The organism is Paracoccus sp. MA, assembly GCF_020990385.1.
Classification (GTDB): domain Bacteria; phylum Pseudomonadota; class Alphaproteobacteria; order Rhodobacterales; family Rhodobacteraceae; genus Paracoccus.
This window is the reverse complement of sequence record NZ_CP087598.1, coordinates 376,428-396,316: the sequence shown is the minus strand read 5'-3', so window position 1 is coordinate 396,316 and position 19,889 is coordinate 376,428. Positions and strand designations below refer to the sequence as shown.

Here is a 19,889-nt window from a genome sequence, read left to right as displayed (position 1 = left end):
CTCATGCCACCCCCATCGTCGCTTCCACGGCGCTTTTCCACCTTGCGTATCGGGCCTCGCGCTCGTCCTCGGCCATGGCGGGCTCGAAGCGGCGCTCCAAGGCCCAGGCGCGGGCGAAATCCTCGGGCGGCGGGCACAGACCCGCCTGCAGCCCCGCCAGATAGCCCGCGCCAAGCGCCGTCGTCTCGGTCACCCGCGGACGGTCCACCGGCGCGCCCAGGATGTCGGCCAGGAACCGCATCGTCCAGTCGCTCGCCGCCATGCCGCCATCCACCCGCAGCACCCCCGCAGCGGCGCCCGGCCAGTCCGCCCGCATCGCCTCCCACAGGTCGCGGGTCTGGAAGCCCACGCTCTCCAGCGCCGCCCGCGCCAGCTCCGCCGGGCCCGAGTTCCGCGTCAGCCCGAACACCGCGCCCCGGCAGTCCGGCCGCCAATAGGGCGCCCCCAGCCCGGTGAAGGCCGGCACCAGCACCAGCTCCTGCCCCGGATCCGCCGCCTCGGCCAGACCCTGCGTCTCGGCCGCCGAACGGATGATCCCCAGCCCGTCGCGCAGCCATTGCACCACCGCCCCGGCCACGAAGATCGAGCCCTCCAGCGCATAGCTCGTCCGGCCCCCCAGCCGGTAGGCGATGGTGGTCAGCAGCCGGTTTTTCGAGGCCACCATCTCCTCCCCGGTGTTCAGCAGCGCGAAGCAGCCGGTGCCATAGGTCGCTTTCATCATCCCGGGCGCGAAACAGGCCTGGCCCACCGTCGCCGCCTGCTGGTCGCCGGCGACGCCGAGGATCGGGATCTCGCGCCCGAACAGGTCGGCCCGCGCCATGCCGAAATCGGCGGCGCAGTCGCGCACCTCGGGCAGAAGCTGCATGGGGATGTCGAAAAGCGCGCAGATCTCGGCGTCCCAGCGGTTCTCGGCGATGTTGAAAAGCAGGGTGCGGGCGGCATTGGTGGCGTCGGTGGCATGGGTGCGGCCCCCGGTCAGGTTCCAGATCAGCCAGCTGTCCACGGTGCCGAAGGCCAGCTCGCCGCGCCGGGCGCGATCCCGGGCGCCGTCGATATTGTCCAGCAGCCATTTCAGCTTCGAGCCCGAGAAATACGGGTCGAGCAGCAGCCCGGTGCGGGCGGCGATCATCGGCTCGTGCCCCTCGGCCCTGAGCCGGTCGCAAAGGGCGGCGGTGCGGCGGTCCTGCCAGACGATGGCGCGGTGCAGCGGCCGGCCGGTCCTGCGGTCCCAGAGGAGCGTGGTCTCGCGCTGGTTGGTGATGCCGATGGCGGCGATGTCGCCGGCATGCAGCCCGGCCTTCTCCACCGCCGCCCGCGCAACCCCCGCAACGCTGACCCAAAGATCCGAAGCATCGTGCTCGACCCAGCCGGAAGACGGGAAATGCTGCGGGAATTCGTGCTGGGCGCCTGCCACCGCGCGCAGCCCCGCATCGAACAGGATCGCGCGCGAGGACGTGGTGCCCTGATCTATGGCAAGAATATGGGTCATCGGCGGCCTGCTGGCTTGGGGGTGATGCGCAGGCTGCACCGCGGCAAACAGGCGGTCAAGAGCGGCTTTCGTTTCCGGGCGGAGCGCCGGCGATCCGAACATCCGCGACGGCTCCCGGCCCGGCAGGGAACGCTTGCGCGCGGGGGCGGATCGCTTACAGTGATCGCGGTCCAGCCGATGGAGAGCGCCCTTGGCCCTCAGCATACGCCAGAGCGAAATCCTTGAACTCGCCCGCGCCGAGGGGCGGGTTCTGGTCGAGGACCTGGCGCAGCGTTTCGACGTGACCTTGCAGACCATCCGCCGCGACCTGGGCGAAATGGCGGGCGCCGGGCTTCTGGACCGGGTGCATGGCGGCGCGGTGCCGCGCGCCGGCGCGGTGAACCTGGGCTATGAGGCGCGGCGGCGCATGAATGCCGCGGCCAAGGCCGCCATCGGCGCCGCCTGCGCGGCGGAAATTCCCGACAATTGCAGCCTGATCCTGAACCTGGGCACCACGACCGAGGCGGTGGCCCGGGCGCTGATCCACCATTCCAACATCACCGTCGTCACCAACAACATGAACGTCGCCAATATCCTGCTGGCCAATCCGGGCTGCGAGATCATGGTGGCGGGCGGCGCGCTGCGGCGTTCAGACGGCGGGCTGGTGGGCGAGCTGACCACCCAGTTCTTCGAGCAGTTCAAGGTCGATTACGCGGTGATCGGCACCTCGGCGCTGGACCATGACGGCGACCTGCTGGATTTCGACCTGGCCGAGGTCCGGGTCAGCCGCGCCATCCTGCGCCAGTCGCGGCGGGCCTTCCTGGTCACCGACCATTCCAAGCTGGGCCGCCCCGCCCCGGCCCGCATCGCCAGCCTGTCCGAACTGGACACGATCTTCACCGACCGGCCGCTGCCCGAGGACCTGACCCGGCGCTGCGCCGAATGGGGCACCGCAGTGCGGGTCTGCCCGCCGGCCGGCGGCTAGGCTTCAGGTCACCGCCGCGCGCAGGGCGAAGCGCGGATCCCGCCAGCTTTCGCCGCGCAGGACCTCCTCGAGCAGCTCGGCCGCGCGCAGCATGTCGACATGGCGCAGGTAAAGCGGCGCGAAGCCGAAGCGCAGCGTCGAGGGCGCGCGGAAATCCCCGATCACTCCGCGCGCGATCAGCGCCTGCATCACCGGCCAGGCGTGGTCGTGGCGGAAGGCGACCTGGCTGCCGCGGCGGGCGCCGTCGCGCGGGCTTTCCAGCGCCAGCCCCAGCCCGGCGCAGCGCGCCTCGACCAGCCGGATGAACAGGTCGGTCAGGGCCAGGCTTTTCGTCCGCAGCGCCGCCATGTCCACCCCGTCCCAGATCGCCAGCGCGCCCTTCAGCGCCCGCATCGACAGGATCGGCTGGGTACCGCATTGAAAGCGGCGGATGCCGGGATCGCCCTCGTAGCCGGTCTCGAAGGCAAAGGGCCGGGCATGGCCCCACCAGCCGCTGAGCGGCTGGCGCGCCTGCCCCTGATGCCGGCGCGCGACATAGACGAAGGCGGGCGAGCCCGGCCCGCCGTTCAGGTATTTGTAGGTGCAGCCGACCGCGAAATCCGCCCCGGCCGCGTCCAGCTCGACCGGCAGGGCCCCGGCCGAATGGCACAGGTCCCAGACGGCGACGGCCCCCGCCGCCTGGATGCGGGCGGTCAGCGCGGCCATGTCGCGCAATGCGCCGGTCTTGTAGTTCACATGGTTGACCAGCACGGCGGCGACATCGGCGTCCAGCATGTCCTCGATGGTCGCGCCGTCCACGCCCTCCAGCCGCAGCCGCGCGCCGGGCAGGGTCGAGACCACGCCCTCGGCGATATAGAGATCGGTCGGGAAGCTGCCGCTTTCCGCGACGATGGTGCGGCGCCCCGGCCGCAGGCCCATGGCGGCATGCAGCGCCTTGTAGATGTTGACCGAAGTGGTGTCCGCCACCACGACCTGCCCCGGCGCCGCGCCGACCAGCCCGCCGATGCGGTCGCCCAGCTCGACCGGCAGGTCGAACCAGCCGGCGCCGTTCCAGCTGCGGATCAGCCCGCCCGCCCATTCGTCGCGGGCGGCGCGCAGCAGTTCCTCTTGCGCGGCGCGGGTCGGGACGCCCAGCGAATTGCCGTCCAGATAGATCTCGTCCGGGGACAGGATGAAGGCGTCGCGCAGATGGCGCAGCGGGTCCTGCGCGTCCATCGCCTCGATCGCGGCACGGTCGGGAAGGGTCATGGTCCGTCCTTGGCTGTTCATTCCGGCGCCGGGCCGGTCGAGTTGCGGATGATCAGCTCATGCGGGCCGACGCGCTGCAATTCCTTCAGCGGCCGGCCCTCCAGCAGGCCGGCCAGGCAATCGGCCAGCGGCTCCCAGCTGTCGCGCAGCGGCGCCTTGGTCACGCTGAGCGCCGGGAAGAAGGCCGAGGCCCGCAGCGCCGGCATGTGGTCGTCATGCGCCATGACCGAGACGTCGCCGGGGATCGACAGCTCCAGCGCCTCCAGCGCCTTGTAGACCCCCTTGGCGATATGGACATGGCTGCAGATGATCGCGGTGGGCCGCGGGCCGCCCAGGCGGAACATCTCGACGGTCGAGATCAGCCCCAGCGCCTCGGTCATCTCGCCGTGGCGGGTCAGCGCCGGGTCGAAGGCGATGCCGGCCTCGTCCAGCGCCCGGCGATAGCCGCGCATCCGGGCCGAGGCGAAGCTGAGCCCCTGCCGGCCGTTGATCAGCGCGATGCGCCGGTGGCCCAGCCCGGTCAGGTGGCTGGCCATCTGGTGCAGGATGCCCTCGTTCTCGATGTCGAAATAGGCGTGGTCGGGCGCGGGTCCGATGCGGCCATGCACGACGAAGGGGATGTCGTTCTGGCGCAGGAACGCCGCGCGCGGGTCGTCGTCCAAGGGGCTGAACAGCACGAAACCGTCCAGCATGCCGTTGCCGATCAGGCGCTGATAGACCTCGACGATCGGCGCGTCCTGCCGCGCGACATGCAGGACGAACTGCATGCCGCGGCCCGAGAACTGCGCCGACAGCCCGGCGACGCCCTCGATGAACAGCCCGTCCTGGGCCAGATTGGTCGATTGCGGCACCACCAGCGCCACCATGCCCGAGCGCCCGGTGACCAGCTTGCGCGCCGAGATATTGGCCTGATAGTTCAGCGAACGCGCCACGGCCTTGACCCGCTTGCGCGTCATCTCGTTCACGTCGGAATGGTCGTTCAGCGCCCGGCTGGTCTGGGTGATCGACAGCCCGGCGGCGCGCGCGACATCCTTCAGCGTGGCCAATTCCCCAGCTCCTCCGGAAAGCCCGGGCCGCAGTCCTGCCGCCCCCGCAATGTCTAGAGCATCCGCCCGCACCGGTCCATAGCGGCGGCCCGGCCCGCCGGCGCGGGCAGGGGGTCAATAGCGCAGCCGGGCGTAATAGGAATGCTCGGCCTCGGCCCGGGCCTGACCCAGCGTGACGATGCCGCGCGCCCCGAGCAGCGGCAGAAGCCGCAGGAAGACCTGGGCGGTCACCAGCGCATCGCCGGCGGCGTTGTGGCGGTGGGTGATCTCGACCCCCAGCCGCGCCGCGATGGCCTCGAGCGAATGCGAGGGCTCGTGCGGCTGGGCGATGCTGGCCAGAAGCAGCGTGTCCAGCACCGGCTGGTCGAAGCGCAGCCCGGTCGCGGCCTCCTTCATTTGCAGGAAGCGCATGTCGAATGCGACGTTATGGCCGACCAGCACCGTGTCCGAGGCATAGGCGTGGAAGGCCGGCAGCACCTCGGCGATGCGGGGCTGGCCCCGCACCATCTCGGGGCGGATGCCGTGATAGGGGATCGACTCGGGCGGGATCTCGCGGCCCGGATCGACCAGCTGGTCGAAACGCTCGCCCCCCAGAAGCTTGCCGTTCAGGATGCGCACCGCGCCGATCTGGATGATCTCGTCGCCCTGACCCGGGTTCAGCCCGGTCGTCTCGGTGTCGAAGACGGTATAGGCCAGCCGCTCCAGCGGCTGGTCGTCCAGAGAACGGCTGGAATCGCTGGCCGCGAACAGGTCGAAATCGTAGAATTCGGGCCGCGCCTCCAGCGCCGCGGCCTCGGGTCCGGCCTCGGCGGTGGGCAGCAGGAAACGAAGGAAGGACAGGCCCGCCGGGCGGTCCTGCTCCAGCCACAACTCGCCGCCGTGCCGCTCGGCGATGTCGCGGGCGGCGGCCTGCGCGCCGCCGCTGGCGCCGGCAGACGGCGCGGCCGGATCAAGCGGCCAGACCAGATCCAGATGCGCCCAGCCCGGCGTCGCGGCAGGCGCAAGGCGCAGCGTCAGGGACGGCATGCCCTGCGGCCCCGACAGCGATTCCGCCAGCGCGCCAAGCGCCTGGATCAGCGAAAAGCTGTCCAGCCGCAACCAGAGTTCCCCGTCGGCATTCTCGACCTTGGCCACCCGCCCGGTCTGCGCCAGCACATGCTGGGCCGCCGCCGCCAGCAGGTCGTCGCCCAGCATCTCCTGCAGGGGCCAGCGGGTCAGGATCTCTTGCGAGGCATCCGCCGTCATCGCCGCCAGCCGCTGACCCATGGCCGCCACCTCGTCGCGAACGATGGCATGGAAACCGTCGCGCTCGGCCGGCTCCAGGTCGGGATAGTCCAGCATGTCCAGCGCCGCCTGCATGTTGGCCAGCGAGGCGCGGCTGGCCTCGGTCAGCTCGGTCAGGCTGCGGTCGCGGCGGGACTGGGCGGCGTAGTCGCGGGTGATGTCGTCCAGCAGCAGCACATAGCCGCTGATCGCATCGGGTGCGCCGCCTTGCGGACGCACCGGGGCCAGCACCACATGCAGCAGGCTGCCCGAGGGCGTGGTGGTGACGAATTGCGCCGAAACCGCCATGTCGCCGCGGGCGATATGCCGGTCCACCGTCTCGCGCGCATGGTCGATCAGCGCCCGGTCGATCACCGCGTGGATCGAGCGTCCCAGCCCGATCAGCTCGGCCCCGCCGGCGATGGGCTGGCCGCCCGAGACGCGATGAAACAGGCCGCGGGCATGGTCGTTGTAAAGCAGGATGCGGCCGTCGAGATTGCAGACGACGACGCTTTGGCGCAGCTCGGCCATCAGCGCGCCGAGCTGGTCGCGTTCCTGCGCCACCTTCTGCTGCGCCTCGGCCACCAGCCGGGCCATGTCGGTCCGCAGGGTCTGGCGCTGACCGGCCAAGCGGTTCACCGCCTCGGCCAGCGCGGCGGGGGCACCGGGGACGTCGGCCTGAAGCAGCGGGGCATCGGCATTGTCGGCCAGCAGCCGCGCCGCATCGGCCAGCCGCGCCGGGGCCCGCACATGGCGGGCATGCAGCCGCACGGCCAGCCAGCCGGCCAGCGCCGCGCCGGCCAGCCACCAGCCGAACAGGATCGCGCCGCTGCCATGCAGCGCCGGGGCAAGCGCCGCCCCGAGCCCGGCGCGCTGATCCGGCGGCAACGCGGCCCCGAACAGCACCGCGCCGCCCAGCGCCCAAAGCGCCAGGGCCAGTCCCGGCGCGGCGACAAGCAACAGGCGGCGCAGGCCGGGCTTCATGCCAGCATCTCGCGGATGCGGACGATCAGATCGCGGGTCGAGAAGGGCTTCGTCACATAGGCGTCGGCGCCCGCGCCCATGCCGCGGGCGATGTCGGTGTCGCGGCCCTTGGCGGTCAGCATCATGATGCGGATGCCGGAGAGGTCGGGATCGGCGCGCACCGCCTCGCAGACCTCGAATCCGGTCATGCCCGGCATGGCGGCGTCCAGCAGCACCAGCCGGGGCCGCTCGCCGCGGATCATCGCCAGCGCCTGCGTGCCGTCGGGGGCCACCAGCACCTCGTAACCCTCGCGCTTCAGCATGAAGGACAGCGACACGACGATGTTCGGCTCGTCATCCGCGATCAGCACCCTATCCGTCATCGGATCCTCCCTTGCTGTGAAGCGGCAGGCTGAAGGCGAAGCACGCGCCCTGCCCCGGCTGGCTGTCCAGCCACATCCTGCCCCCCAGATTAACCACGATCTGCCGGCTGATCGGAAGCCCGAGCCCGGTGCCGGGCGGGCGGTTTCCGGCCTCGCCGCCCTGGCGGAACTTGTCGAAGACGGCGGCCTGGTCCTCGGGCGCGACGCCGGGGCCGTTGTCGCGCACCGTGACCACCAGCTCGTCGCCGCGCTGGCGCAGCGCCACCTCGACCCGGCCGCGGCCCTCGGGGACGAATTTCGCGGCATTCGACAGCAGGTTGACCAGAACCTGCGTCACCCGGTCGGGATCGGCCAGCACCGCCGGCACCCGGTCGGGCAGGTCGGCGAGCACCTCGGCGCCGCGCTCGCGGAACAGCTCGGCGGTCGAGCGCAGGGCCGCCGCGACCAGCGCCTTCATGTCCACCTCGGTATTGTGCCATTCCGCCATGCCGGATTCGATCTTGGCGAGGTCCAGCACCTGGTTGACCAGCCGGCTCAGCCTTTCGCTTTCCGACAGGATGATGTTCAGGAACTCCTCGCGCTCCTGCGGCTGGATGTCGGGCGTATCCAGCATCAGCTCGGTCAGTGCCCGGATCGAGGTCAGCGGCGTGCGCAGCTCATGCGTGACCGAGGACATGAAGTCGTCCTTGAGCTGGTCGAGGCTTTTCAGCTTCTCATTGGCGGCGCGCAGTTCGACCGTGGCTTCCTCCAGCTCTCGGGCGTAGTTGCGCACCTGCGAGGCCTCGTCGATGATCTCCAGCACGTCGCCGACGCTCAGCGGCTCCTCCTGCGCCACCGATTCCACCATGACCCGGGCCGAGGCGGTGCCGATGGCGCCGGCGATCTGGCGCTCGATCCGATCGACCAGCCGGGCATCGGCGGTCAGGCTGTCCAGCGCGGTGCCGGTCTCGCGCGCGTGGTCGCGAAACAGCGCCTCGGCCCGCGCGGCGCCCAGAAAGCGGCCCGCCAGCCGGCGCAGATCCTCAAGCCGCGCCCGGCCGCGCCAGAACACCGGCTGCGCCTCTCCGCGCTCGAACACGTCGACGAACAGCAGCGCCTGGCTGGCCTCGCGCGCCGAGGCGCGGCCCATGAGAGACAGGCCGAGGTAAAGCCCGATATTGACCGTCAGGCTCCAGAACAGCGAATGGGTCAGCTCGTCAAAGCCGGTCAGCCCGAACAGGCGCTGCGGCGCAAGGAAGGCCAGGCCGAAGGGACCGTCGAGGAAGCCCGCCCCGATCCAGCCCGAACGCGCCAGCGAGGGCAGCATCAGGGTATAGGCCCAGACCAGCGAGCCGCCGATCAGCCCGCCAAGCGCCCCGGCCCGCGTCGCACCCTGCCAATACATGCCGCCCAGCAGCGCCGGGGCGAATTGCGCCACCGCGGCAAAGCTGATCAGCCCGATCGAGACCAGCGCATAGGCCTCGCCCGCGATGCGGAAATACAGATAGCCCAGCAGCAGCACCAGAAGGATCGCGGCGCGGCGGATGTTCAGCAAAAGCCGGGTCAGGTCGCCGCCGGTGCGGGCAAAGCGGCCGCCGCGCAGCAGCGCCGGCATCACCAGGTCGTTGCAGACCATGGTCGAGACGGCGACGGTCTCGACGATGATCATGCCGGTCGCCGCCGAAAGCCCGCCCAGATAGGCCAGCAGCGCCAGCCATTCCATGCCCTGCGACAGGGGCAGCGTCAGCACGTAGCTTTCCGCCCCCGCCCCGCCGTCGCCAAGGATCAGCATGCCGCCGATGGCGATGGGCAGCACGAAGATGTTGATCAGCAGCAGATAGGCCGGAAACAGCCACGAAGCGCGCAGGATGTGCCGCTCGTTCACGCATTCGACCACCATCATCTGGAACTGGCGCGGCAGCATCAGGACCGAGAGCATGGACAGAAGCGTCAGCGCGAACCATTGCGCGCCCTGGAAGCCCTCGAATCCCTCCCCGCCCAGGCGCAGGAGACCGGCGATGTCGGGCTGGGCCTGCGCGCGCGCCCAGATGTCGCCCATGCCGCCGAAAAGCCCGTAAGTGACGAAGACGCCGACCGCCAGAAAGGCCGCAAGCTTGACCGCGGATTCAAAGGCGATGGCGGCGACCATGCCCTCGTGCCGCTCGGACAGGTCGAGGTGGCGGGTGCCGAAGACCACCGCGAAACCGGCCAGCGACAGCGCCATGTAAAGCGTGCCGTCGCGCCACCAGGCGGCATCGGACTGGCCCAGGCCGCCGGTCAGCGCCTCGTAGCCGGCCGAGACCGCCTTCAGCTGCAAGGCGATATAGGGCAGGATGCCGACCACGGTGATCAGCGTCACCAGCGCCGCCAGCAGCGGGCTCTTGCCGTAGCGGCTGGCGATGAAATCCGCGATCGAGGTGATGCGGTAGCTGCGCGCGATCCGCACCATCTTGCGCAGCACCAGCCAGGCCAGCAGCATGGCCAGCATCGGCCCCAGATAGATCGGCAGGAACCACACCCCGCCCGAAGCCGCCCGGCCCACGCTGCCGAAATAGGTCCAGGCCGAGCAATAGACCCCCCAGGACAGCGCATAGACAAAGCTGCTGTCGATCAGCGAGCGCCCCTGATCGGCGCGGCGGTCGCCATGCGCCGCCACCGCCACCAGCAGCAGCAGATAGCCGAAGGAGACGGCAAGGACGAGGCCGGGCTGGATCATCCGTCCCGCTCCTTCTGCTTCTCCGGCTCCTTGCCGCCCCGCCCGCCGCGCGACGCGCTGACCCAGGCCAGCGCCGCGATCAGCCCCGCCCAGATCACGAACAGCGCCACCGGCAGAAGCGGCAGGCCAAGCACCGTCAGCGGCTGGTCCCAGATCAGCAGCAGCGGAAAGTTGAACAGCAGGAAACCGGCGCCGCACAGCGCCAGCAGCACCTGCGCCGGGGGTCCGTCGCGCCGCCTCATAGCAGGTCCAGCCGGTAATGCTGGCCCAGCCATTGCTTGAAGTCCCGCACGATGTTCAGCGAATCGCGCAGGGCCTGCCGGTCCAGCCGGCCCAGCTCGGCCGGGCGGATGCTGTTGTCGGGCGCCTGCCCGCGGGCGATCTGCGCCAGGTTGCTGTCCAGCTTCAGCGCCATCATGCAATGCAGCGCATCGGCCAGGTCGCGGGCCAGCCCGGCGTCGATGCGCCCCGCCGCGGACAGCGCCTGCAGCCGGGCGGCGGTGCCGGTCGCGGCCACGCCATGCTCCAGCGCCAGCGCCCGGGTGCCATGCACCACCGGAAAGATGCCCAGCTTCTTCAGGTCGATCTCAGCCGCTTCGGGCCCGCGCAGGCCCGGCAGGCGGCGCCACCAGCCGCCCTCGGCGCCGCTGTCGAACTGCCGGATCGCGGCGGCGAAGCGGGCGTGAAAGCTGTCGCTGCCGGTCAGCATGCGCCGCAACCGCTCGCGCAGCGCGGCCAGCAGGCTCTCGTCCCCGGCGACGGCGGCGGCGTCGAGGAAGATGGCCAGGTTCATCGGCCCCTCGGCGTCGTCGCCATGGATCCAGTCGCGCAGCGTGTCGCCGAAGCCCCGCACGTCCTGGCACCACAGCGGCCGGCTCAGCATGATGCCGCCCGGACAGGGCGGATAGCCGAAGGAGATCAGCGCCTCGGTGAAGGCCCGCGTCACGCGGTCGAGCCCGTCGAAGGCAAAACCCTCGCGCAGGATCAGCGCATTGTCCTGATCGGTGCGGATGATCTGTTCGGACCGGCCTTCGCTGCCCATGACGATCAGGCAGCTGTTCTCGCGCAGCGCCTGCGGCGCCAGCATCTGCCACAGCCGGCGAAAGATCTGCCGGTTCAGCCCGCCCACCAGCCCGGCGATGACCTCGATGCGGACGCCGTCGCCGTGCAGGACGCGGATCAGCGCCTCGACCTGGGCGGCGGGCCGGGCCAGTTCGGCCGGGCTGGTCGCCCGCGCGATCTCGGCCGAGACCAGATGAGACTGGTTGGCCAGGAAGCCCATCAGGTCCATCTGGCTGAGGATGCCGACCACCTCGTCGCCCTTGCGCACCAGCACGCGGTGGATGCGGTGCCGCAGCATCAGCATCATCGCGTCGTAAAGGTCGTCCTCGACCGAAACCGAGCGGGGGTTGAAGCTGGTGAAGTCGCGCACCTTCAGCGCCGCGGGCGGCGCATCGCGCAGGATCGCCTGCACGAGGTTCGTCGTGGTGAAGATGCCGAGCCTGTCGCCGTCGCGCACCAGCGCATCGGCGATGCCGCGCGCCGCCAGCTCGCCGCAGAGCGTGACCAGATCGGTATCCGCATCGACGAAATGCGGCTTGCGCAGGATGGCGTCGCGCACCCGCGCGGTGACCAGCGTCACCATCTCGCGCTGCTCGTGGCGCAGCGGATCGTCGGCCCCCGTCACCGCCCGCCCTCCTGCGCGCCGGATGCGGACCAAACCTTGCCGTCAGAGGAATCACGCATGGCCCCCTGCCCCTCCCAACCCTGTAACCGCGCCGTGCCAGGCCCTTGCGGGCGCTGCCCGGCGCCAACCGGCGTTCCTCCTGCTCGCGTTCCATTGATAGGCCCAAGCGCGGGGCCTTCACAACACCCGGCGCATGACGAGAGGTGATGTGAACCGATGCGGTGGATGCCCCCACCCGACGGCATCTTGTATGCCTTGATGGTTTGCAGCGCTACTGGCGGAGCAACCTGCGTGCGTGGTGGCCATGGAGGCCTGCGCCACGTCGCGTCACCGGGGCCGCGTGGCGCAATCCCACGGTCACGAAATACGTCTGGTGCCTGCTGTGTATGTGAAGCCGTTCGTAAAGCGCCAGAAGCATGGCCGGGCTGATGCTGAGGCGATTGCGGAGGCAGCCCTGCGCCCGGCCATGCGGTTCGTGGCGATCAAGAGTGCCGACACACAGGGTCGCGCGTCGTCCATCGGGCTTGAACCGATGGCGCCCTGATGGACGACCGTTTCGGACGCATCAACGCCTGGTCCGGCAGCGCAAGCAACTCATCAACGCCCTCCGCGGGCATCTGGCCCAGTTCGGACTGGTGGCGCCGAAGGGGCCGGCGAGCCTGAAGGTCTTGGAGAACGCGCCGGCAGATCCGGCCAGCGATGTACCAGGCCCTGTCCGGGCAGATGGGCGCGATCTAGGTCGTGTTGACAAAAGGGATTCCTCTGGCAGTCGTCCTATGATTCAAGCTCATCTCTACGTGGGAGATGAACTTGGCACGCAACCTGATATCCGACGATGAGTGGACCTTCTTCGAGGGCTTCATTCGTGCCGTCCGGCACCCTAACGGGCGGAAACCTGCGGACCATCGTCTTGTTCTGAATGGTATATTCTGGATCGCAAGGACTGGTGCGCCATGGCGCGATCTGCCCGAAGAGTTTGGCAAGTGGTCCTCGGTCTACCGTCAGTTCCGCCGCTGGACTTTGGCGGGACTGTGGGAGGATATCCTGGATGCGCTGAACCACGCTGGGATCGCGCCAGACAAGCTCCAGATGGTTGATAGCACTGTGATCCGCGCCCATCATCATGCGGCGGGCGCAAAAGGGGGACTCCGAAAGAGGCTCTTGGCCGTTCGAGAGGTGGCTTCTCGACCAAGATCCATCTCCGCGTCAACGGCGCAGGCCTCCCGATGAGGACCGAGATCACGCCGGGGCAGGATTCCGACTACACCGGCTATGATATGGTGATGGCCGACAACCTGCCGCAACCAGCAGTTCTGGTCGCCGACAGGGGCTATGACTCTGATAAAATTCGGGAAGACATCGAGAGCCGCAACGCCCTGCCCATGATACCGATGCGAAGGAACCGAAGGGTGCGCAAGGCTGTCGACATGACCATCTACACCCTGCGCAACATGGTCGAGCGCTGCTTCAACAAGCTGAAAAATAGCCGCCGCCTTGCAACCCGCTACGACAAAACCGCCGAAAGCTTCCTTGGCTTCGTCGACGTCGCCTGCATCAGGCTCTGGCTCCGCCATTTGTCAACATGACCTAGGTCGTGTTGACAAAAGGGCTTCCGCTGGTCGGCGACCTATGATTCAAGCTCATTACGACCCTGGAACTGAACCATGGTCCCGTAACTCACCAAAATCAGCGCCCGGCAAACCCGGTGCGGTTCAATGCGGGCGACCGGCGCCGGTTCTGCTTGCGAAAAAGCCCTTGTTTCCGAGATGCCCGATCCATATACGGGGCGACGGAGACGTGGCCGAGTGGTCGAAGGCACACCCCTGCTAAGGGTGCAGGCGGGAAACCGCCTCGAGGGTTCGAATCCCTTCGTCTCCGCCACACTCAAATGCTGAATCCGTCCAAGGGCCCCGATTGGTGCCTTTTTTCTTTTTGTTTCAAAGGGCGTTGGCAGGGCCATCCGCCCTTCGGAGACCCGGCGCTTGACGTAGAAAGGGTCTCCGAATGGCCTGCGTCTCTCTTCGAGCGCCCCTCGACGGCCACAGGACGGCGCAAAACATCCTCGCATTTCCAATGGGTTACCGGGTTCATGGGGTCGCCCCGTTCGCGAGATAATCCGGTGACGGAGACCGACACGAAGGCGCAGGGCGGTCAGAAGGACGGCTCCGTGGCGGCCGATCACCGGGCCGGTGCGCTGGTGCATGGGCCGGCAACAGCAGCAAGATCCCTGCCGGAAGTCTCTGATAACAAACAGACTTCGCGCCCATAGCCTGGCGCAATGTCGAACGGGCCCTGGACGGATGAAGAGAATGACCTGATCGTCGCGGATTACTTCGCGATGCTGGCCGATGACGTCTCCGGGCGCCGCTACAGCAAGGCTGAACACCGCCGCGCACTCCTCCCGCTCCTGAACGACCGGTCCGAGGGGTCCGTCGAGTTCAAGCACCAGAATATCAGCGCGGTGCTGAAGGGGCTCGGCGAGGACTGGATCCCCGGTTACAAGCCCGCGTTCAACTTCCAGATGACCTTGGTGGATGCCGTGGCGCGGTGGCTGGCGCTGAACCCGGCCTGGCTCGGGCGCCAACCTGACCTGCAACCCGCAGGCGGTTTGCGCGAGGCGGCGCAGATCTGGGTGGGTCCGCCGCCGACGCTGTCGAACCAGCCGCCGCCGCAAGAACTTGAGCAGATGCTGCACATCGCCCGCAAGTTCGACGTGGCGGGCCGGGACGAGCGCAACCGGGCCCTCGGGCGCGCGGGCGAGGAGCGTGTGTTGGCGCATGAGCGCGCGGCATTGCGGACGGCAGGACGTGACGATCTGGCGCGCAAAGTGCGCTGGGTGTCGGAGGAGGATGGCGACGGCGCGGGCTACGACATTGCGAGTTTCGCTCCGGACGGGTTCCCGCGGCTGATCGAGGTCAAGACGACGAACGGATGGGAGCGCACGCCCTTCCACATCACCCGCAACGAGCTGGCCGTGGCCGAGGAGCGCCGGTCGGAATGGCGCCTGTTCCGGCTGTGGAATTTCTCACGCGAGCCGAAGGCATTCGAACTGCACCCGCCGCTGGACGCGCATGTCTCGCTGACCGCGACGACGTTTCAGGCGAGCTTTCACGGAGGCTCAGTCGAACACCTGCCCCGGCTGTTCGTGCCATGGCAGGGCCGCGACGTCGGTCAGTTTCAACAGGGTCACGGCGGGCACCTCGCGCTTGTAGACCAGTCGCTTGAGGACACCTGGCGCGAGATAGGCGAGCCGCAGCTGTCGGCTGACATGGCGTTCGGCAAGCCCCACGGCTTTCGCCAGATCGGTGACCGTGTTGAATTCGCCAGCCTCCATCCGCCGCCGCCAGCCCCACGCCCGACCAATGGCGCGCAGGATATGCGGATCCTGCGTTCGGTCTTCGCTGGGCAGATAGGTGGCGGGCGGCATGATCTTCGGCCGCCCGTTCTGCTTGCGAACCTTGAGCGGCACGAAGATCTGGATGGACTCGTCGGGTTTCATCATTCCGCCGCCACCTTCTTTCGTGGCGCCATCATGTCGCGCATGACGCCCGAGACGCCGTCGGTCCGGACATCGATCACCAGCCCCTCGGACGTCACAGTGACCCGGCGCACCAGCAACTGTACGATCCGGGTCTGCTCCGCAGGGAACAGCTGGGCCCAGACGTCATCGAACGTCTGCAGCGCGGAGATCACGTCGGCCTCGGCGAAGGCGTGACCCTCGCGCGCCAAGTGGGCGATGACCTGCGCCGTGATCGAGGGCGCGCGCATCACCCGCCGCAACTCGGTCACCACGGCCGCTTCCACGAGGTCGGCAGGAAGACGGCGCGGGATGCCTTCATCGCTGGGTTCGCGGTTTTTGATGACGTCCATCGAGACGTAGTACCGGTATCGCCGCGCGCCCTTCTTCGTGCTGCTCGGGGTCATGGCGGCGCCCGTGGCCGTGAAGATCAGCCCCTTGAGCAGCGCTGGCGCCTGCGCGCGGGTGTTGTTGGCGCGCTTTCGCGGATTCTGCCGCAAGATGGCATGGACCTGATCCCACAGCTGCTCGTCGATGATGGCCTGATGCTCGCCGGGATAGGCCTTGCCCTTGTGGACCGCCTCGCCGCGATAGACGCGGTTCACCAGCACTCTGTAGAGATATCCCTTGTCGACCAAGGTGCCCTGCTTGTTGCGGAGCCCTTTGCGGCGCAGTTCGCGGGCCAGCACGGTCGCTGATCCGACCTCGACGAACCTCTCGAAGATGCCCCGCACGGTGGCAGCCTCGTTTTCATTCACCACGAGCTTGCGGTCCTTCACATCGTACCCGAGCGGGACATAGCCGCCCATCCACATGCCCTTCATACGGGAGGCGCGGACCTTGTCCCGGATGCGCTCGGCCGTGACCTCGCGCTCGAACTGCGCGAAGCTGAGCAGGATGTTCAGCGTCAGCCGCCCCATGGACGTGGTGGTGTTGAAGGACTGCGTGACCGACACGAAAGTCACGCCGTTGCGGTCGAAGACCTCGACCAGCTTCGAGAAGTCCATCAGCGACCTCGACAGGCGGTCGATCTTGTAGACGACCACCACATCGATCAGGCCGTCCTCAATGTCGGCCAGAAGCTGCTTAAGGCCGGGCCGTTCCAGCGTCCCGCCCGAGATGCCGCCGTCGTCATACTGATCGCGGACCAGAACCCAGCCCTCGGAGCGTTGGCTGGCGATGTAGGCCTCGCAGGCCTCTCGTTGGGCGTGCAGGCTGTTGAACTCCTGCTCCAGCCCTTCCTCGGACGACTTGCGCGTGTAGATAGCGCAGCGCTGGCGGCGGACGGGATTTGGACGCTGATCCATCAATCATTCCCCCGCTTTCGTTCGCGCAACCCGAAGAAGCGGTAGCCATTCCAGCGCGTCCCGGTGATCGCCCGCGCAATCGCGGACAAGGATTTGTACGGTCGCCCTTGCCACTCGAATCCGTCCCGCAAGACCGTGATCGTGTGCTCGACCCCGTTCCATTCTCGGATCAGCCTCGTGCCGACCACGGGATTGCGAGGATCGGCGATCTGGCTCTTGCGTGTCAGGCTGCCGCCGACCTCGTCGGCTAGCAGGTCGAGCATGCGCCGGGTTTCGCGATCAGGACCGCCATAAGTCAGTTCCTGGATGCGGTAGGCCAACCGGCTCTCGAGAAACGCCCGACTATTGTTTGGCGCCGCCGTGGCAAAGATGGTCTGCCACTCCGCCTTCAACTGGGTGACGGACATGGACTTCAGCGCGGCCAGGCGCGCGGGGATGGGATCGGGCTTCGTCATGCGTTTCTCCGGTGAGTTGGAGTTGCATGACGGCATTGGTCGTCGGGATAGTGTAGGCAACGTTCTCCAGTATTGTCAGATACTTCGCGTCCATCCTGCCCGAGCAGCCGAACCAGCCCGAGCGCCAGCAGGCCGCAAAGCTCGGCGCGGCGCTCGGAGGCGGTCATCTGGTCGGGAGGGAGCGGGTTCGGGCGTTTCATGTATCGGCAGCCGTGTTCGGTGGTGTCGTTACCGATCAAAAGCCACCCAGCCGCCCCCGACGGGACATCTCAGCTGAACGAGATGAGTGAATGCGAACAGGAAGGGAACATCAGGGCTTGCCGATCACGGATTTGTCCATGATCATCGGGAGTTGAATCAAGCGAGAGCAGTTGTTCGATGAGGTGAGTTCATGCCGTGCAAAGCAAGCCCGATCGGTCCCCGTATTTCGGCGCTGATCGAGGACGCGCGCGTGAATCTTGCCCTAACGATTCTCTCGGCCCGGGAAGGTGGTGTTAGTCAACTCGGCCCCCTGAGGCGACGTCGCGGTGTCGAGCCCCGTTCTAGGCACTACGGTCGCGATCTATAGTTCAGCTCAGTATTTTGGGAGATTTATATGGTACGCGCCCCGGCCAGAACTTGCCCCAATCTTTCTCGGCTATTCGACGATGCAGAGCCGGAACTGCTGTCCGGATTCCTCAAGAGCAAGGCTTTCGAGAGGCTGAGCTGGCTTGGGCCCTACAGGTTCGACCCCGAGAATCCGGACGGTCCGTCGGTTGCCAGAAATATGCTGCCCCAGGAAAAGAAGGACCGGCTGGGGCCTCTCGAAGCTGAAGCTGCCCGGATCGTCACAATCGCAAGCGACCGTGGCGAGTATGTCCTCGAAGGTCTCGCCAAGACCACGCTCGAACCCGAGCGCGCCAAGGAACTTCTGAACCGGCGGGACAAGCTCGCGCGAAGCCTGTGGGCTTACGCCAACGAACACGGCTTGTTTGAAGCGGCGGAGAACAGCCTGCACCTGCGTCTCTACCGGCGCTACGACAAGCACTACCAGACCTTCACGGCCGAGCCTTCGGTCGATGGGGGCCCCGACGCCGGCAGTGCATTGCTCGACGAGCTTCTGGTCGACCTCAACAAGCGTCTCGATCGCGGCGACGGCTACAGCATCGACAAGTTCGACATCCCCGAGGACGGCGATGAACCGGCGGCGGAGATGTACCTGCTGTTCCATCCCGATCCCCCCACGAGCGTTCGGGAGATCGATGACGATGGCAATCGGTCGAGCATCTATTTCCGCCCGCCTGGAGAGGCGATGATCGTATATACGCCATCGACTGGGCGGGTCCATGTCCGCGCAGGCAACCGAAAGCTCAGGCACACAGTTGCCGAACGCTTCATCGAGACTGCCCTCGAGCAGACTTACTCCAACCAGCCCGTCGACTTTCAGGCCTACGACATTTCGCAGTTCCTGCAGGGGCTCGATCTTGAACCGCCGGAACTTGACGACGTGGTGATCGACCGCGCGCAGGTGATCCGCGCTGACATCAGCATCGGCAATCTCGCCAACCGCCTCTCGCTTTCCACCACGATCGACCAGGACATCTCAGAGATCATCGACAGCCATCCGGGCCTTCCGAGGATCTTCGAGCGGGCGCTCGCAATCCGCTTCGTCGAGATTGCGGTCCGGTATTTCCGCGCGGGACGAGATGAGGCGCAAACCCTCAACTTCACGCTCACCGACCGCAACACGAGCAGCCTTCTCAGCATCGACGACCCTTTCGAGCGCGTTCTGGGGCATCGCTTGCTCAGACACTGGAACATCCTCCGTGATGGCCGTGCACCGGGCGATGAGGAGAGCATGGCTGTCATGCCCGCCTTGCTGGCCATATGGGATATCGGAGCTGACAGGGTCACCGGCGCATGGCTCCAATCTCGCGGTGTCGATCCTGGCCTCCTGAACGATCTGGGCTTCCTCGTGCCGGCCGGCTGGGAAGGCGACGACCTGATCGACGATGAAGACGAGGTCGGCCCGGTGGCAGCCGAAGTGGTCGTTCGTATCGAGAAGGGAGATGCGGAGGAAGAAGACCGTAAGGTGGCCGACCTCAAGGTCACCGAGGGACAGGCGACGTCTGCGGGCAACCCGGATCGCTACAGGATCTATCGGGTGCGTGACGGCTGGGTCGCGCAACACCTGAAGGAACGTCTCGAAAAGGCGCTCGATGCGCCCGCCATCGAGAAGCTGACCGATCATCTCCTCTACCTTGGAACGCTCAGTATCGATGGCGGCGATGTTCCGATCTACCTTGCGCGTGGTCTCGACCGGGAGAGGGTCCGGTCTGCCGTCGATACGGAACTTCGGGCGCGCCACAACCTCGGTATTGGACTGGTTCTGCAGGCCGGCACCGCTCCTGGACCGTGCCTGGCGGCCAATGTTCTGACGCCGCTTGTTGATCAGATCGACACCAAGCAAGCCGAAATCGCGTTGGTCGCAGACAAGCTCCGGTCCGTGTTCCGGCGACATCGGATATTGGCCCGTGGAGGCATGACGGTCGGACTCACCCGTAGCGGCGATGATATCGCGACCCTCTTCGTGCCAGGGAAAGGCACCATCGACATCAAGGGCGAAAACCGCATCCAGATCATCCAGCGGCTGGTCGATGCCCACAACAACGGCCCGACGCCGATGTCGACCAAGGATCTTGTCAAGGGAATCGCTGAAGACCAGTCCCTGTCGAACATCTTCAAGCAGCCGCTGTGGGACAAGCTGAAGGCCAACTTTCTGAGAAGTCTTGGCGCCAAGGGGCCGTGGGAGATCGCAATCTGACAGCTGGCTCCGATCCGGCTCCGATTGGGGGGTCTGACGGGCTCCGATTCCTCAGGCCAATGGGAGTGC

13 protein-coding genes, 1 tRNA gene and 1 pseudogene are annotated in these 19,889 nt (G+C 67.5%); 5 read left to right on the top strand and 10 right to left on the bottom strand.

Going from position 1 to position 19,889, the window contains the following annotated elements; all coding sequences use genetic code 11:
- Position 1: 1 nt before the first annotated feature.
- Positions 2-1,489 carry a glycerol kinase GlpK gene (gene glpK / locus LOS78_RS09040; protein ID WP_230378005.1) on the bottom strand — a complete coding sequence of 496 codons (1,488 nt, stop codon included), beginning with the start codon at positions 1,487-1,489 and terminating at the stop codon, positions 2-4.
- Positions 1,490-1,679: 190 nt separating this feature from the next.
- On the opposite strand from glpK, the gene LOS78_RS09035 reads away from it, so the two are divergent.
- Positions 1,680-2,453, top strand: coding sequence for a DeoR/GlpR family DNA-binding transcription regulator (locus LOS78_RS09035; protein ID WP_028714401.1), 774 nt, complete (start codon positions 1,680-1,682; stop codon positions 2,451-2,453).
- A 3-nt stretch (positions 2,454-2,456) separates the two neighbouring features.
- Here the strand turns inward: LOS78_RS09035 and kynU are convergent, their stop codons facing one another.
- From kynU to LOS78_RS09000, 7 genes are all read right to left on the bottom strand, one after another.
- The gene (kynU, locus tag LOS78_RS09030) at positions 2,457-3,701 is read right to left on the bottom strand and encodes a kynureninase (RefSeq protein WP_230378004.1); all 1,245 of its coding nucleotides are present in this window, start codon (positions 3,699-3,701) and stop codon (positions 2,457-2,459) included.
- Between the two features lie 17 nt (positions 3,702-3,718).
- Positions 3,719-4,747 carry a substrate-binding domain-containing protein gene (locus tag LOS78_RS09025; protein WP_230378003.1) on the bottom strand — a complete coding sequence of 343 codons (1,029 nt, stop codon included), beginning with the start codon at positions 4,745-4,747 and terminating at the stop codon, positions 3,719-3,721.
- Positions 4,748-4,861: 114 nt separating this feature from the next.
- Entirely contained in the window at positions 4,862-6,994 is a 2,133-nt protein-coding gene (locus tag LOS78_RS09020; RefSeq protein ID WP_230378002.1) for an exonuclease domain-containing protein, read from the bottom strand.
- Complete coding sequence (locus LOS78_RS09015) at positions 6,991-7,356, bottom strand: response regulator transcription factor (RefSeq protein ID WP_230378001.1); 366 nt, start codon at positions 7,354-7,356, stop codon at positions 6,991-6,993. Before LOS78_RS09015 ends, LOS78_RS09020 begins: the two co-directional genes overlap by 4 nt.
- On the bottom strand, positions 7,346-10,051 hold the full coding sequence (locus LOS78_RS09010; protein WP_230378000.1) for an ATP-binding protein: 2,706 nt from the start codon (positions 10,049-10,051) through the stop codon (positions 7,346-7,348). Before LOS78_RS09010 ends, LOS78_RS09015 begins: the two co-directional genes overlap by 11 nt.
- Positions 10,048-10,293: a hypothetical protein gene (locus LOS78_RS09005; RefSeq protein WP_230377999.1), complete on the bottom strand. Its 246-nt coding sequence runs from the start codon at positions 10,291-10,293 to the stop codon at positions 10,048-10,050. Before LOS78_RS09005 ends, LOS78_RS09010 begins: the two co-directional genes overlap by 4 nt.
- Complete coding sequence (locus LOS78_RS09000) at positions 10,290-11,738, bottom strand: putative nucleotidyltransferase substrate binding domain-containing protein (RefSeq protein WP_230377998.1); 1,449 nt, start codon at positions 11,736-11,738, stop codon at positions 10,290-10,292. Before LOS78_RS09000 ends, LOS78_RS09005 begins: the two co-directional genes overlap by 4 nt.
- Positions 11,739-12,542: 804 nt before the next feature.
- Here LOS78_RS09000 and LOS78_RS08990 point away from each other — a divergent pair.
- The 3 genes and pseudogenes from LOS78_RS08990 to LOS78_RS08980 all read left to right on the top strand — a co-directional run.
- A protein-coding gene (locus tag LOS78_RS08990) for an IS5 family transposase (protein ID WP_085999836.1) occupies positions 12,543-13,324 on the top strand; the annotation gives its coding sequence in 2 pieces (ribosomal slippage) (positions 12,543-12,885 and positions 12,885-13,324; 783 coding nt in all).
- A gap of 205 nt (positions 13,325-13,529) precedes the next feature.
- A tRNA-Ser gene (locus tag LOS78_RS08985) sits at positions 13,530-13,619 on the top strand.
- Between the two features lie 397 nt (positions 13,620-14,016).
- Positions 14,017-14,850, top strand: a pseudogene (locus tag LOS78_RS08980) (DUF3883 domain-containing protein); the annotation flags it as partial.
- A gap of 386 nt (positions 14,851-15,236) precedes the next feature.
- Here the strand turns inward: LOS78_RS08980 and LOS78_RS08975 are convergent.
- Positions 15,237-16,562 (bottom strand): recombinase family protein, encoded by a 1,326-nt coding sequence (locus LOS78_RS08975; RefSeq protein ID WP_230377997.1) that lies wholly within the window; start codon positions 16,560-16,562, stop codon positions 15,237-15,239.
- Positions 16,562-17,017 carry a DUF2924 domain-containing protein gene (locus tag LOS78_RS08970; protein WP_230377996.1) on the bottom strand — a complete coding sequence of 152 codons (456 nt, stop codon included), beginning with the start codon at positions 17,015-17,017 and terminating at the stop codon, positions 16,562-16,564. Before LOS78_RS08970 ends, LOS78_RS08975 begins: the two co-directional genes overlap by 1 nt.
- 595 nt (positions 17,018-17,612) lie before the next feature.
- Here LOS78_RS08970 and LOS78_RS08965 point away from each other — a divergent pair.
- Complete coding sequence (locus LOS78_RS08965) at positions 17,613-19,820, top strand: hypothetical protein (RefSeq protein WP_230377995.1); 2,208 nt, start codon at positions 17,613-17,615, stop codon at positions 19,818-19,820.
- Positions 19,821-19,889: the final 69 nt, after the last annotated feature.

What these genes read in the sequence shown, in the direction of transcription:
- glpK (WP_230378005.1), bottom strand. Translation starts at nt 1,489, where the DNA reads ATGACCCATATTCTTGCCATAGATCAGGGCACCACGTCCTCGCGCGCG.
- kynU (WP_230378004.1), bottom strand. Translation starts at nt 3,701, where the DNA reads ATGACCCTTCCCGACCGTGCCGCGATCGAGGCGATGGACGCGCAGGAC.
- LOS78_RS09020 (WP_230378002.1), bottom strand. Translation starts at nt 6,994, where the DNA reads ATGAAGCCCGGCCTGCGCCGCCTGTTGCTTGTCGCCGCGCCGGGACTG.
- LOS78_RS09015 (WP_230378001.1), bottom strand. Translation starts at nt 7,356, where the DNA reads ATGACGGATAGGGTGCTGATCGCGGATGACGAGCCGAACATCGTCGTG.
- LOS78_RS09010 (WP_230378000.1), bottom strand. Translation starts at nt 10,051, where the DNA reads ATGATCCAGCCCGGCCTCGTCCTTGCCGTCTCCTTCGGCTATCTGCTG.
- LOS78_RS09005 (WP_230377999.1), bottom strand. Translation starts at nt 10,293, where the DNA reads ATGAGGCGGCGCGACGGACCCCCGGCGCAGGTGCTGCTGGCGCTGTGC.
- LOS78_RS08975 (WP_230377997.1), bottom strand. Translation starts at nt 16,562, where the DNA reads ATGGATCAGCGTCCAAATCCCGTCCGCCGCCAGCGCTGCGCTATCTAC.
- LOS78_RS08970 (WP_230377996.1), bottom strand. Translation starts at nt 17,017, where the DNA reads ATGACGAAGCCCGATCCCATCCCCGCGCGCCTGGCCGCGCTGAAGTCC.
- LOS78_RS08965 (WP_230377995.1), top strand. Translation starts at nt 17,613, where the DNA reads ATGGTACGCGCCCCGGCCAGAACTTGCCCCAATCTTTCTCGGCTATTC.